Annotated in this window: 11 protein-coding genes; 4 read left to right on the plus strand and 7 right to left on the minus strand. The window is 46.7% G+C overall.

The features are described from left to right. Window positions 1–22: 22 nt before the first annotated feature. A complete protein-coding gene (locus H8S63_RS09540; RefSeq protein WP_007751643.1) occupies window positions 23–706 on the minus strand; it encodes an energy transducer TonB in 684 nt (227 codons plus the stop codon). Window positions 707–925: 219 nt separating this feature from the next. Here H8S63_RS09540 and cmk point away from each other — a divergent pair, with 219 nt between their 5' ends. From cmk to pfkA, 3 genes are all read left to right on the plus strand, one after another. After that, window positions 926–1,618, plus strand: a complete 693-nt coding sequence (cmk, locus tag H8S63_RS09545) for a (d)CMP kinase (RefSeq protein WP_186926640.1) — start codon at window positions 926–928, stop codon at window positions 1,616–1,618. Between the two features lie 22 nt (window positions 1,619–1,640). Beyond that, the gene (locus tag H8S63_RS09550) at window positions 1,641–2,507 is read left to right on the plus strand and encodes a 4-hydroxy-3-methylbut-2-enyl diphosphate reductase (RefSeq protein WP_186926641.1); all 867 of its coding nucleotides are present in this window, start codon (window positions 1,641–1,643) and stop codon (window positions 2,505–2,507) included. Window positions 2,508–2,636: 129 nt separating this feature from the next. Further along, entirely contained in the window at window positions 2,637–3,617 is a 981-nt protein-coding gene (gene pfkA / locus H8S63_RS09555; RefSeq protein WP_007751652.1) for a 6-phosphofructokinase, read from the plus strand. A gap of 111 nt (window positions 3,618–3,728) precedes the next feature. Here the strand turns inward: pfkA and H8S63_RS09560 are convergent, their stop codons facing one another. From H8S63_RS09560 to H8S63_RS09585, 6 genes are all read right to left on the minus strand, one after another. Then, on the minus strand, window positions 3,729–4,583 hold the full coding sequence (locus H8S63_RS09560) for an SDR family oxidoreductase (RefSeq protein ID WP_007751655.1): 855 nt from the start codon (window positions 4,581–4,583) through the stop codon (window positions 3,729–3,731). Further along, window positions 4,580–5,803: an NADH:flavin oxidoreductase gene (locus H8S63_RS09565; RefSeq protein WP_007751659.1), complete on the minus strand. Its 1,224-nt coding sequence runs from the start codon at window positions 5,801–5,803 to the stop codon at window positions 4,580–4,582. Before H8S63_RS09565 ends, H8S63_RS09560 begins: the two co-directional genes overlap by 4 nt. A 75-nt stretch (window positions 5,804–5,878) precedes the next feature. After that, window positions 5,879–6,640: a DUF1295 domain-containing protein gene (locus tag H8S63_RS09570; RefSeq protein WP_007751660.1), complete on the minus strand. Its 762-nt coding sequence runs from the start codon at window positions 6,638–6,640 to the stop codon at window positions 5,879–5,881. Between the two features lie 423 nt (window positions 6,641–7,063). Then, window positions 7,064–8,407, minus strand: coding sequence for a citrate/2-methylcitrate synthase (locus H8S63_RS09575; protein WP_007751677.1), 1,344 nt, complete (start codon window positions 8,405–8,407; stop codon window positions 7,064–7,066). A 24-nt stretch (window positions 8,408–8,431) separates the two neighbouring features. After that, window positions 8,432–9,622 (minus strand): NADP-dependent isocitrate dehydrogenase, encoded by a 1,191-nt coding sequence (icd, locus tag H8S63_RS09580; protein ID WP_032839465.1) that lies wholly within the window; start codon window positions 9,620–9,622, stop codon window positions 8,432–8,434. 28 nt (window positions 9,623–9,650) lie between these two features. Then, window positions 9,651–11,894: an aconitate hydratase gene (locus tag H8S63_RS09585; protein WP_022275748.1), complete on the minus strand. Its 2,244-nt coding sequence runs from the start codon at window positions 11,892–11,894 to the stop codon at window positions 9,651–9,653. Between the two features lie 117 nt (window positions 11,895–12,011). Here H8S63_RS09585 and H8S63_RS09590 point away from each other — a divergent pair, with 117 nt between their 5' ends. After that, entirely contained in the window at window positions 12,012–13,898 is a 1,887-nt protein-coding gene (locus H8S63_RS09590; protein ID WP_186926642.1) for an AAA domain-containing protein, read from the plus strand. Window positions 13,899–14,151: the final 253 nt, after the last annotated feature.

Raw genomic sequence — 14,151 nt, forward strand, 5'->3', positions numbered from 1 at the left:
TCCCCAATTATTGTGTTACAAATTACTGCAATCTGAACATTACAGGAACTGTAAATTTAACACGTACCGGTTTTCCGCGCTGCATACCTGGTTTCCACTTCGGCATGGTGTTAATCACACGGAGGGCTTCCTTGTCCAAGTACGGGTCAACGCTACGTACTACTTTTGCATCTACAATACTACCGTCCTTGTTGACAACGAACTGTACGATAACACGTCCTTGAGTTCCGTTTTCCTGAGCGATAGTCGGATATTTGATGTTTTTAGCCAAATATTGCATCAAAGCTGCCTGACCGCCGGGGAAATCCGGCATGTTTTCTACAACTTCAAAGATAGTCTGTTCTTCCGGCTCTTCTTCAACAACTTGCACCGGTACGTATTTTACTTCTACCGGAGCCACATTATCTTCGTTGATAATGGTAGTTGATTCATCAATTTCGGCTTTATCGTCAACAATTTCCAACAATTCAGCCACTTTCGGAGCTTCTGGTGGCGGTGGAGTCGCTTGTTCAGGGGTTTCAGTGATAGGAATGATTTCCTCTTCAAACACAACGTCAGCTACTGCCTGGCTTGTATCAATTTTCACGTCACGCTGGGTCCATTCGAACGCCACGAACATGAAAGCCAACACTACCACGTAACCAACGAGCAGCCATGTAGACTTCTTGCCTTCCAAGTCTGCTTTGGGTGATTTTTTAACTTCCATAAAATAATTAATATAATGATTAATAAAAAAAGTGTCTTCCTATGTGTCTCCGGGCAAATATAGTACATTTTCAGATAACCGTCCACCTCTTCCTGTCTTTTTATCCGGCTTTTTAACTTTTTTAATCCTTTCTGACTTATCCGGCTCCTTTTAACGGCAAATGCATGGTTGATTTTCAAAATAAATGTATCTTTGGCGGACAAATCAGAAGAACTGAATATGAAAAAGATAACAATAGCAATCGACGGTTTCTCTTCTTGCGGAAAAAGTACAATGGCCAAAGACCTTGCCCGCGAAGTAGGATACATTTACATTGACAGCGGAGCTATGTATCGCGCGGTCACCTTATATAGTATAGAAAACGGCATTTTCGACGGGAACGACATCGACACGGAAAAGCTGAGAAAAGAAATCAGAAACATCCGTATTTCATTCCGCCTGAATCCGGCGACCGGACGGCCGGACACGTACCTCAACGGTGTAAATGTGGAGAACAGAATCCGGACGATGGAGGTGTCGTCTAAAGTCAGTCCCATCAGCGCACTCGATTTCGTACGCACAGAAATGGTAGCGCAGCAACAGGCAATGGGAAAGGAAAAAGGCATTGTGATGGACGGACGTGACATCGGAACGACCGTTTTCCCGGAAGCCGAGTTGAAAATTTTCGTAACCGCCACACCCGAGATCCGTGCCCAACGCCGTTACGACGAGTTGAAGGCGAAAGGCCAGGAAGCCAGCTTCGACGAGATTCTGGAGAACGTGAAACAACGGGATTATATCGACCAGCATCGCGACGTCAGCCCATTGCGGAAAGCAGAGGACGCTCTGCTGCTGGATAATACGAACCTGACAATCGAGCAGCAGAAAGAATGGCTGTTTGAACAGTTCAACAAAATAAGTGGCATTCAATAACCGCAGACAACGACCGCAAATTATGATTAAGGTAGAGATTGACGAAGGTTCCGGCTTCTGCTTCGGTGTGGTGACGGCCATCAACAAGGCAGAGGAGGAATTGGCAAAAGGAGAAACACTTTATTGTCTCGGAGACATCGTTCACAACAGCCGAGAGGTGGAAAGACTTAAAACGATGGGATTAATCACCATCAATAGGGAGGAATTCAAGCAGTTGCGGAATGCAAAAGTACTGCTCCGCGCGCACGGAGAACCGCCTGAAACTTATATGATCGCCCGCGAGAATAATATAGAAATCATCGACGCGACTTGCCCGGTGGTGTTACGCTTGCAAAAACGTATCAAACAGGAGTTTCTGCAAGACGCCGCCAACGATGAAAAACAGATTGTAATTTATGGCAAAAACGGTCATGCGGAGGTGCTGGGACTAGTGGGACAGACCGACGGGAAAGCAATTGTCATCGAGAAGGCAGAGGAAGTAAAGAAGCTGGACTTGAATAAAAGTATCCGTCTCTTCTCGCAGACCACCAAGTCGCTGGATGAGTTTCAGGAAATTGTAGCGTATATCAAACAGAATATTTCACCGGAAGCGACATTCGAATACTACGATACGATTTGTCGCCAGGTGGCAAACCGTATGCCCAAGTTAAGGGAGTTTGCGGCTACACACGATCTGATATTTTTCGTCAGCGGGAAGAAAAGCTCAAACGGAAAGATGTTGTTTGAAGAGTGCCTGAAAGTGAACGCCAATTCACATTTAATTGACAATGAGAAGGAAATAGACCCTTCCCTACTCCAGAATGTACAGTCAATCGGTGTTTGCGGAGCTACCTCCACCCCCAAATGGCTGATGGAAAAAATATATAACCACATTCAGTCGCTTATATGAAGAAAGCAAATAGCTGCAATTTGAACATTTTTAATGTTTTCTTCATACGAAAAGAAACTTCATAACCATTGCTTTCAACTTTTTATTGTACATTTGCCACGTCAAACTAATTAATGAAAAGATTGTGTTATGGGAACAGTTAAGTGTATCGGAATCTTGACTTCCGGAGGTGACGCCCCCGGAATGAACGCAGCTATACGTGCGGTGACACGTGCGGCTATCTACAACGGATTGCAAGTTAAAGGTATATATAGAGGGTACAAGGGCCTTGTGACAGGCGAAATCAAAGAGTTCAAAAGTCAGAACGTAAGTAATATCATCCAACTGGGCGGTACTATCCTGAAAACAGCGCGCTGCAAGGAGTTTACCACTCCGGAAGGACGTCAACTAGCCTACGATAACATGAAAAAAGAAGGTATTGACGCTTTGGTAGTCATCGGTGGAGACGGCTCGTTGACGGGGGCACGCATCTTTGCACAGGAGTTTGATATTCCTTGTATCGGACTTCCGGGAACAATCGACAACGACCTTTATGGCACGGATACCACTATCGGATATGACACGGCATTGAATACGATTCTGGACGCTGTGGATAAAATTCGCGACACGGCAACCTCGCACGAACGTTTGTTCTTCGTCGAAGTAATGGGACGAGACGCAGGTTTCCTTGCGCTGAACGGAGCAATCGCTTCGGGAGCCGAAGCCGCCATCATTCCGGAGTTCAGTACGGAAGTCGACCAATTGGAAGAGTTTATCAAGAACGGATTCCGCAAATCGAAGAATAGTAGTATCGTACTAGTGGCGGAAAGCGAACTGACCGGAGGAGCGATGCACTATGCCGAACGTGTAAAGAACGAATACCCTCAATACGACGTACGTGTAACGATTTTGGGACACTTGCAACGCGGAGGTAGCCCGACTGCCCACGACCGTATTTTGGCAAGCCGACTTGGAGCTGCCGCTATCGACGCTATCATGGAAGACCAACGTAACGTAATGATCGGTATCGAACATGACGAAATTGTTTACGTACCGTTCAGCAAAGCGATTAAAAATGACAAGCCGATAAAAAAAGATCTTGTGAATGTATTGAAAGAGCTTTCTATCTAAGGCTCGGAATAATAAATAAAACGCGGATTAACGCGGATAACGCAAATAGAATTTGATCTTTCTTTGCGCAAATCCGCGTTAATCCGCGTTTCCTTTTTTCCTTTTTTCCTTTTAGGAAGAAATCCATCGTGCCAACGAACGTTCCGTAACTTCCCACAGTAGCTCCCTCTGCACGTGATGAACGTATTTATCCGATAATTCTTTACGACGATTACTAGCATACAGTTGCCCCGTCACTCCGGCTTCTTTTTCATCCAACAACAAACCGATAGCGGTGGAAGCCCCTTGTGCGGGCTTGCGAATAAAAGGCCGGAAAAAAATGTCCGTCAGCGGGTCAAACCACTTATGCATAGTAATAATATTAGTAGAGACAATGCCCGGATCGGCAGCATTGACGGTAATTCCTTTATCACGGAGTAGCTTGGACAGTTCAATGGTAAACAACAATAAAGCCAGTTTCGTATTGCTGTAAACGGGAATTCTCCAAAATTCTCCGACCTTGCCTCTGTGAAAGAAATCGGGAAGTTCAATACGCCCGATCGCATAAGTGCAAGACACCATGTTTACAATTCGCGCACCGCGCACCATCGCAGGAATCAGTTTCCGGGTAAGCAGATAAGGTCCTACATAATTCACGCTAACCGTTCGTTCAAACCCATCTACGGTAATATGAAGTCCCGTTTCCATCGTTCCCGCATTATTCATCAGCAGAGAAACAGGAAGGTTACGTTCTAATATCCGGTCGGCAAAAGAAGCTACGGATTGCATGGAAGCCAAATCAAGAGCCATAACTTCCAGATTCGGGTTTCCGGTTTCTTCAATCAAACAAGCGCGGACAGTCTCCGCCTTTTGGGGGTTGTAACAAGCCATTATTACCTGATAACCGGCTTTGGCAACGGCACGTGTGATTTCCGTCCCCATCCCTCCGTCCGCACCGGTAATGATAGCCCATTTTATATCATTCATTTCTTTTCCAATTTTTCAATCTCCTTTTGCAGACAAGGAGGTAACGTTTCTTTTAAATGTTGATGGCAGGCCATTTCTATCGAATACATACGGCCTATGCAGTAATTACTGTGTCCACAGTTGCAACGGGCCTGCTCCTCCTGCTTCATCCGGTTCACAAATCCAGGTTCGTTGAGTAAGGCACGTCCCATCTGCACAGCTTCAAAGCCCGCATCGAGCACTTCATCTATCTTCTGACGGGCAACGAGTCCGCCAACATAAATCAAGGGAGCTTCCGGAAGAGCTTCCCGGAACTTTAAGGCGTCTTTCAGGAAATAAGCCTCCTCAAAAGGCACGGACGGAATCATCCATTTTCCGAACATCCGGACACCGTATTTCAGCCACCAACAGTCCATATAGTGTGCCATCGAGCGAATCGGCATCGCTCCCCGCATCACATACATCGGGGCTTTGCTGACAAAGCCTCCACTCAGCACCAGTCCGTGAGCACCCAGCTCCAGAAGCCGTTTCGCCACCTGAATGGATTCGTCTATTTCCATTCCGCCTTTGAAACCGTCGCGCATATTCATTTTGACAATCACCGCCATGTCATTGCCCGCCGCTTTCATCACCTCTTCCATCACCAGATCCATAAAACGCATCCGGTTCTCCAGCGAGCCTCCGAACTCGTCTTTGCGATGGTTGGTGTAAGGTGAAAGGAATTGGCTGATTAAATAACCGTGTCCGGCGTGCACTTCCACCGCATCAAACCCCGCTTCCCGTGCCAAGTTGACAGCGTTTCCGTAAGCCTGTGCCATTTCCGGAAGTTCTTCCCGTTCCATTCCACGCACAAACGTAGGCGAATAGAGGTTAAAACCTGAAGAAGCGGATATGGGCGTGACACCGCAAATCTTTTTGTGGGACATATTTCCGCAATGCCCTATCTGGATACCTACCGCAGCACCCTCATCGTGCACGGCTTTTGTCAATTCATTCAAACGGGAAATTATGGACGGACGCATCCATAGCTGACGATCGAAAGAGAGCCCGCTTTGCGTCACGGCGGCATAAGCTACGGTCGTCATCCCCACTCCTCCCGCAGCAACCGAGCGGTGGTAATCCAATAGCATCTGCGAGGGAGTATTGCCCGGACACATACTTTCAAACGCTGCCGAACGTATCGTCCTGTTCCGCAACGTCAAAGGGCCGAAAGTGACCGGAGTGAAAAGTTTAGATTTCATAGTAGTTTATATTTATTCAAGTCTTAATTCAAGTCTTAATTCAAGTCTTAATTCAATTCGTGATAAAAAAATCTCCTAGTAGAGAAAAGGAAATACCCGCTTCCGTGTGCCTACCGCGTCGCCGAATTCCTCGCGATAACGTTTCCAGATGGCGTCGGCTCGCGGAACGAGGTTTGCAATCGTCCACCAAAGGAAAACAAGTCCGGAAAGCGAACAGGTAAGAATTGCCCAGCCTGCCCATTCTACGATTTCACCGAAATAATTGGCGGAAGTCACATAGCGGTACATACCTTTCTGTGGCAGATAATGCCGTGTGTCTCCCGGTTTACGCAAATGGCGGATGATATAATCGGACGACCAGTTCACCAGCATACCCGTAAAAAACAGCAAAGTACCTATTATAAAGTACGGGGAGGTGAACCAATCGGACTGGTACATCGTTGCGGGGGCAAGGTAGAAAATCCATTCTCCTTGCATATATCCATTCAACAGATTGAAAAGGATTCCCATTGACATGATGGCCAACGGCATTTTACTTTTTCCTTTCAATAACAAAGGGAAAATGAAAGCCCGTTGAAAATAATGCAGTTGGAAGAATAAAAAGAAGGTCAATATCACCGGCTCAAAGCGGCGTTCCGAATACATCCACATCACGCACATCACGAGGAAGACCGGAGCTTCCATCAGTATCCAAGCCAGCTTGTTTGAAATAGCCGCTCCCCACGAAGACGTGCGGAAGATTCCGTATCCTGCTTTCACGAAGTAGAGAGCGACAAAAACAATCAGGGCAATCAAGCTCATTACACCCAAAAACAGATTAAAAGCTGCTAAATTCATATTGAAGTTCTTTTGTAATGCACAAAAATAGCAAAAATGAAAGTAATAGCCACACAAAATGTCTTTTAAATATTAAACTTACCCAAATAACAACTACACTTTGGATTCAAGAATTTACCATAGAAGGACTCGCGGGCAACGATTACACATAATTCACTGATTTACACCAGCATACAAAGGGAAAGTCATCAAATAGAGAAAAGGCGTTTTAACACGATGTTAAAACGCCTTTCTTGGTAGGCAGAAACCGCCTTTCCTTGACACCAAGAACGCTCTTTTCTCCATAAGAGGAGACGAGGGAGCTATTCGAAATGTTAATTATGTTATTATTTCCAGTTCTATAAGACTTTCCCCGAACAGAATCGAGACTCAATATCTATTCGGGGAACATTTTACATTATATAGAAAAAGGATTGATGCGGATCAGCGTTTCTTGATCGGAACATAGGCCAGTTCCTCAAGAACGTTCTTATAAGCAGGACGAATAATACGTTTTCCGTCAAAGGTCAGCTCCTCATTACGGTGTGCACACCAGCCGACAATACGAGCCATTGCGAACAAAGGAGTGAAAATTTCCTGCGGCAGTCCGATCATTTCGTACACAAAACCGGAATAGAAATCAATATTGCTGGATACTGTCTTTCCATTGTTCTTCACACGTCCGAAAGTAGCGATAGCACGTTCTTCCAGCAGTTCGAGGAAAGCAAACTCACTCTCTCTGCCCTTCTCACGGGCAAGGTCACGGGCAAGTTCCTTCAGCAAAAGTGCACGTGGATCGGAAATGGTGTAGACAGCATGACCGATACCATAGATAAGTCCGGTTTTATTGTACACTTCCTTGTTCAACATACGAGTGAAATAAGTATCTATTTCATCCACATTCGTCCAGTCTTTGATATTTTCTTTCAAGTGATGGAACATATCCGCCACCTGGATATTCGCTCCTCCGTGAAGCGGACCTTTCAACGAACCGATACCGGCAGCGATGGCCGAGTAGGTATCCGTTCCGGTAGAGGAAGTGACACGGACCGTAAAGGTAGAGTTGTTACCTCCACCGTGCTCTGCCTGAAGAATCAATAACAAGTCGAGTGTGCGAGCATCCAATTCGGTATAGTCCTTCTTCAGCATATATAAGAAATTTTCGGCAATAGAAAGCTTTTCCTGCGGATGGCGGATATGCAGAGAACGCCCGAAAGTAGCATGACGAAGCATATTATAGGCGTATGCAATGATAGTGGGAAACTTCGAAATCAGCTCAATACTTTGGCGCATCAGGTTGTCTCTGGAGGTATCGTCCGCATTCGCATCAAAACGATACATCTCGAGCACGCTGCGCGACAAAATATTCATAATATTGCTTCCCTCCAACTCAATAATATTCATTTTCGTCTTCTGCTCCAACGGCATGTTGTCGTTAATCAGTTCACGGAAAGAAAGCAGTTCTTCCTTGTCCGGCAAGCGTCCCGAAAGCAGCAAGTAGGCCACTTCCTCAAAGCCGAAACGTTTCTCCTTGATAATGGCATGAGAAATATCTTCCACGTCATAACCGCGATAGAACAATTTTCCCGGTATAGGCTTCAATCCGCCTCCCGGAACACGTTCGTAACCAACCACGTTACCGATTTTAGTCAGGCCTACCAGAACTCCTGTGCCGTCTTCGTTACGCAGTCCGCGCTTCACGTCAAATTTGGGGAACAATTCATTGTCAATCCGGGTAGCTTCCTTCATCTCTTCGGAAAGCTTGTAAATCAAGTACTCTTTCTTCATTTTCTTTGTCTTTATTCGTTACTTCTATTTTTCTATTCTTTCCACGATTTCACGGGTGAAAGCGGAAGTGGAGAGGGAGGTTCCATTCGGCATGAAACGAGCGAGGTCATGGGTGGCACGCGCATCCAAGAAACTCTGTTCCAAAGCTTTCTCGATAAGAGTTGCCGCTTCTTTCCAACCCAAATACTCAAGCATCATGACTGCCGAAAGTATGATAGAGCAAGGATTCACCACATCTTTGCCCGCAATGGTAGGCGCTGTTCCATGCGTGGCTTCAAAGATGGCATGCCCCGTTTTATAATTGATGTTGGCTCCGGGAGCAATCCCGATACCACCCACCATTGCCGCCAATTGGTCGGAAACGTAGTCTCCATTAAGGTTCAGAGTGGCTATGACCGAGTAATCTTCAGGGCTCAGAAGCGTATTTTGCAGGAAAGCGTCGGCAATGCAATCCTTAATCACCAATCGTCCGTCTGCCAACGCGTCGGCAAATTCACGCTGCGCCAATTCGTAGCCCCATTTCTTGAAACCGCCTTCGGTGAACTTCATTATATTTCCCTTGTGAACCAACGTGACGGAGGGCAGATGATGGTCTAACGCGTATTGGCAAGCAGCACGCACGAGACGCTCCGTACCTTCCCGCGAAACCGGTTTCACACCGAAAGAGGAGCTCTCCGGGAAACGTACCTTTGTCACACCCATCTCGTCTTTCAGGAATTTATAGAACTTTTCCGCTTCCGGAGTGCCTGCTTCCCATTCAATACCTGCATAAATGTCTTCCGTATTTTCACGGAACACGCACATATTTACTTTTTCGGGTGCTTTCACCGGCGACTGTACTCCCGGATACCAACGGACGGGACGAAGACAGACGTATAAATCAAGCGTCTGGCGCAACGCCACATTCAACGAACGGATACCGCCTCCGACAGGCGTCGTCAACGGACCTTTAATACCAATCAGATACTCCTGAAATGCCTTCATCGTCTCCTCCGGTAGCCAAGAACCTGTCGCATTAAAGGCACGTTCTCCCGCCAACACTTCTTTCCACTCGATACGGCGTTTGCCACCGTACGCTTTCTGAACAGCCGCATTGACTACGGCTTGCATGGAGGGAGTAACTTCCGCTCCCACTCCATCACCGGTAATATAAGGTACGGTAGGCACATCGGGCACTGACAGCGTACCATCTGCTTGCATAATTATTTTGCTCATGATTTTTATTTTTCTTGTCTTTTTTAAATTATCTGGCATTCAAGGCAGAACCGGCACGAAACCAAGCTATCTGCTGTTCATTATAAGTGTGTTGCACTTCAAAGCTCTCTTTCGTCCCGTCTTCGTGATGGAGAACGACAGTCAGGTTGCGTCCCGGAGCGAAGTCCACCAAACCAAGCACGGACAGAAGGTCGTGTTCACGAATTTTATCATAATCAGCTTTGTCTACAAAAGTGAGGGCAAGCATGCCCTGTTTCTTCAGATTCGTTTCATGAATACGGGCAAAACTCTTGGCGAGAATGACACGTACATTCAGAAAACGCGGTTCCATAGCCGCATGTTCACGACTGGAGCCTTCACCGTAATTTTCTTCGGCCACGACAATAGACGGCACTCCTTCGGACTTATACATTTTTGCCGTACCGGAAACAGTTCCGTAAGTGTTGGTAGAACGGTTCCAAACCTTGTTCGTCTCACCGTTGAAGGCATTGACAGCTCCCATCAACATGTTATCCGAAATATTTTCCAGATGTCCCCGGAAACGGAGCCACGGACCTGCCATCGAAATATGATCAGTAGTACATTTGCCTTGCGCTTTGATCAATAAAGGCATATTCAATAAATCTTGACCATCCCAGGCTGGGAAAGGAGCCAACAGTTGCAAGCGTTGTGAATCCGGCTTCACCCTGATTTCCGTCTCTCCTCCATGAGGAGCAACGTAACCCTCGTTTCCTTGCGCAAAGCCGTTCAAAGGAAGTTCATCTCCCACCGGTTCGGACAGTTTCACTTTCTCGCCCTCATGATTCACCAGTCTGTCTTTCAAAGGATTGAAACAGAGGTCACCCGCAATTGTCAGTGCCATCGTCAGTTCCGGAGAAGCAACAAAAGCGTATGTATTCGGATTGCCGTCGGCACGTTTGGCAAAGTTACGGTTGAAGGAAGTGACAATTGAATTTTTCCGCGTCGGATCATCCGTCTCACGTTTCCACTGCCCAATACAAGGACCACAGGCGTTTGCCATAATTGTAGCTCCTATCTGTTCAAAAGCTTCTATCATTCCATCCCTCTCGGCAGTGGCACGAATCTGCTCGGAACCCGGATTCACAATCAACGGAGCGGCTACACTCAGGTTCTTTTCGGCAACCTGCTTCGCCAGAGAAGCGGCACGGCTCAAATCCTGATAGGACGAATTGGTACACGAACCGATCAATCCCACTTCCATCTTACGCGGGTAACCGTTCAACAACACCTTCTCCGCAAACTTGGAAATAGGAGTGGCAGCGTCCGGTGTAAAAGGACCGTTTATATAAGGCTCGAGTTCAGACAGGTCTATTTCAATGACGCGGTCATAATACTTAGTCGGTTCCTCAGCCACTTCATCGTCAGCACGAAGGTCGGCGGCAACGGTCTCTGCCAGTTCAACCACCCGCTCTCTTCCGGTAGCTTTCAAATAGGTGGCCATACGCTCGTCAAACGGGAACAATGAGGTGGTAGCCCCCACTTCGGCCCCCATGTTACAAATGGTCGCCTTCCCGGTAGCCGAGAGCGATTCGGTTCCTGGACCAAAGTATTCGATAATGGCGTTCGTTCCCCCTTTTACGGTAAGAATTCCGGCAAGTTTCAAAATCACATCTTTCGGAGAAGCCCAGCCGTTCAGTTTTCCGGTCAGGCGGACACCGATGATTTTCGGCATTTTGAGTTCCCACTCCATACCGGTCATGACATCCACCGCATCCGCACCGCCAACCCCGATAGCAACCATACCCAGTCCACCCGCATTTGGCGTGTGCGAGTCGGTTCCTACCATCATTCCGCCAGGAAAAGCATAGTTCTCAAGTACAACCTGATGGATAATTCCGGCTCCCGGTTTCCAGAAACCGATTCCGTAGCGGGAAGATACGTCACGAAGGAAATCGTACACTTCTTCATTGGTCAGCCTTGCAGTGGCAATATCTTCTTTTGCACCTTTATACGCTTGTATCAAATGGTCACAATGCACCGTAGAAGGCACAGCAACTTGATCTTTGCCCGCATTCATAAATTGAAGCAGAGCCATCTGGGCTGTCGCATCCTGCATCGCAACACGGTCGGGACGAAAATTTACATAATCTTCCCCTCTTTGGTAATCTTTCACATCAGCCACATCATACAAATGGGCATACAGAATTTTCTCGGCCAACGTCAAAGGACGTTTCAATATAGCCCGTACGTGTTCTACCTTTCCTTTATAAGCAGGGTAGAAAGCTTCTAACATAGTTGCATCGTATACCATATCACTTTTTGTTTTTTTAGTCTATCTATTAAAATAACGAATGACGTTCGAGTAATGTTTAACAAAATGAAATAAATTTTCGTCTCGGGAAGAAGAATTGTTACCTTTGCGCCTATTATGAATAATAATCCGAAAAATCCGATAGCCGACCTTCAGCAACAACAACTCCTCTTACGGATGGAGTACGAATATGAGAAAGAGGAATTCAAACGGCAGACTGAAACGATGGGTATTGCCCGAAAAGTGAAACGCGGTCTTTGCTGGTATCCTGTCTCTCTCGGCCGAAGTTACTATAACTCTCTGAATCAATTTGTTGTAGATATTACAAGAAGCGAAAATAAAGAGATAGAACACTCTTTTGAATTCGGCCGTCCCGTTTCCTTTTTCCACCAGTCATTCGACGGAAAAGTGAAATATCTGAATTTCACCGCAACCGTCAGTTATGCAGACGAAGAACGAATGGTAGTCGTGCTCCCCGGAGCAGGGGCATTGATGGAACTGCAAACTGACGGTGTGCTGGGCGTACAGCTTTACTTTGATGAGACTTCCTATCGCGCTATGTTTGAAGCGCTGGAGGACGTGATCCGTGCCAAAGGCAATCGCCTTGCCGAACTGCGCGACACGTTGCTGGGAACGCTAAAGCCCGGATTTCGCGAATTATACCCCGTACGTTTTCCTTGGTTGAACAGTACGCAGGAGACGGCTGTCAATAAAGTGCTTTGCGCACGTGATGTCTCTATTGTGCACGGTCCTCCGGGAACGGGAAAGACAACAACACTTGTCGAAGCGATTTATGAGACACTGCACCGCGAACCACAAGTGATGGTGTGCGCTCAAAGTAATACTGCCGTCGACTGGATTTGCGAGAAACTTGTAGATCGGGGTGTTCCGGTGCTCCGCATTGGAAATCCTACCCGTGTAAATGACAAAATGTTATCCTTCACCTACGAACGCCGGTTTGAGAGCCATCCGGCGTATCCGGAACTTTGGGGAATCCGCAAGTCCATCCGCGAAATGGGAGGACGAATGCGGCGGGGAAGTTACGAGGAACGGGAAGGGATGCGCAGTCGTATGAGCCGTCTACGCGACCGTGCTACCGAACTTGAGATTCAAATTAACGCCGACCTCTTCGACAGTGCCCGCGTGATTGCCTCAACCTTAGTCAGTAGCAACCATCGCCTGCTCAATGGCCGCCGTTTCCCGACTTTATTTATCGACGAAGCTGCGCAAGCACTCGAAGCTGCCTGCTGGATAGCTATCCGAAAAGCAGACCGGGTGGTTCTCGCCGGAGATCATTGCCAGCTTCCGCCTACCATAAAATGTATAGAAGCTGCTCGTGGAGGATTGGAATATACATTAATGGAGAAGGTGGTTCGGCAAAAACCATCCTCTGTCTCGTTGCTGAAAGTGCAATATAGAATGAACGAAGCTATCATGCAGTTCCCTTCCGACTGGTTTTATCAGGGAGAACTGGAGGCTGCTCCGGAGGTACGTTATCGGGGAATCCTTGATTTCGACAGCCCCATGAGTTGGATTGACACTTCTGAAATGGAATTTCACGAGGAATTTGTAGGCGAAAGTTTCGGACGCATCAACAAGCAGGAGGCTAATCTGCTCCTGGAGGAGTTGGAAGCCTATATCAACCGGATCGGAAAGGAACGGATTTTAGAGGAAAGGATTGATTTCGGGCTGATTTCACCCTACAAAGCACAAGTGCAATATTTGAGAAGCAAAATTAAAGGAAGCAGCTTCTTGCGCCCTCTCCGAAGCCTCATCACAGTAAATACAGTGGACGGTTTTCAAGGACAGGAACGGGATGTCGTTTTTATCAGTCTCGTCCGTGCCAACGAGGAAGGGCAAATCGGATTTCTGAATGATTTAAGACGAATGAATGTAGCGATCACACGAGCACGCATGAAACTGGTGATTCTGGGAGAAGCCGCCACACTTACCAAACATCCTTTTTACAAAAGGCTTATGGCATTCATAAAAAAGGAGGATTAAAATAGTCCTCCTTTTATGGAGTCCCCTTTCTCACGAAACCGAACTCCGTTTTTTTAACACAAACAAAACAAACAATATTTTTATTACTACTTCCACCAAGTAGTAAACTGTGTACCTTAAGACCGGAACGCCAGCTTCAGAAGAATAAATATATATTTCATCCTTTCCATTGATAATTTTTAGAAGATCTGATTAAAACTGCCCCTTAGCACTAACTTAGGAAAGACTTTTCAGCAAAATAAAAGGGGAAAGT

The organism is Bacteroides sp. NSJ-39, assembly GCF_014287315.1.
Classification (GTDB): Bacteria; Bacteroidota; Bacteroidia; order Bacteroidales; family Bacteroidaceae; genus Bacteroides; species Bacteroides finegoldii.

Coding starts and splice junctions, on each gene's coding strand:
- H8S63_RS09540 (WP_007751643.1), bottom strand. CDS start 706: ATGGAAGTTAAAAAATCACCCAAAGCAGACTTGGAAGGCAAGAAGTCT.
- cmk (WP_186926640.1), top strand. CDS start 926: ATGAAAAAGATAACAATAGCAATCGACGGTTTCTCTTCTTGCGGAAAA.
- H8S63_RS09550 (WP_186926641.1), top strand. CDS start 1,641: ATGATTAAGGTAGAGATTGACGAAGGTTCCGGCTTCTGCTTCGGTGTG.
- pfkA (WP_007751652.1), top strand. CDS start 2,637: ATGGGAACAGTTAAGTGTATCGGAATCTTGACTTCCGGAGGTGACGCC.
- H8S63_RS09560 (WP_007751655.1), bottom strand. CDS start 4,583: ATGAATGATATAAAATGGGCTATCATTACCGGTGCGGACGGAGGGATG.
- H8S63_RS09565 (WP_007751659.1), bottom strand. CDS start 5,803: ATGAAATCTAAACTTTTCACTCCGGTCACTTTCGGCCCTTTGACGTTG.
- H8S63_RS09570 (WP_007751660.1), bottom strand. CDS start 6,640: ATGAATTTAGCAGCTTTTAATCTGTTTTTGGGTGTAATGAGCTTGATT.
- H8S63_RS09575 (WP_007751677.1), bottom strand. CDS start 8,407: ATGAAGAAAGAGTACTTGATTTACAAGCTTTCCGAAGAGATGAAGGAA.
- icd (WP_032839465.1), bottom strand. CDS start 9,622: ATGAGCAAAATAATTATGCAAGCAGATGGTACGCTGTCAGTGCCCGAT.
- H8S63_RS09585 (WP_022275748.1), bottom strand. CDS start 11,894: ATGGTATACGATGCAACTATGTTAGAAGCTTTCTACCCTGCTTATAAA.
- H8S63_RS09590 (WP_186926642.1), top strand. CDS start 12,012: ATGAATAATAATCCGAAAAATCCGATAGCCGACCTTCAGCAACAACAA.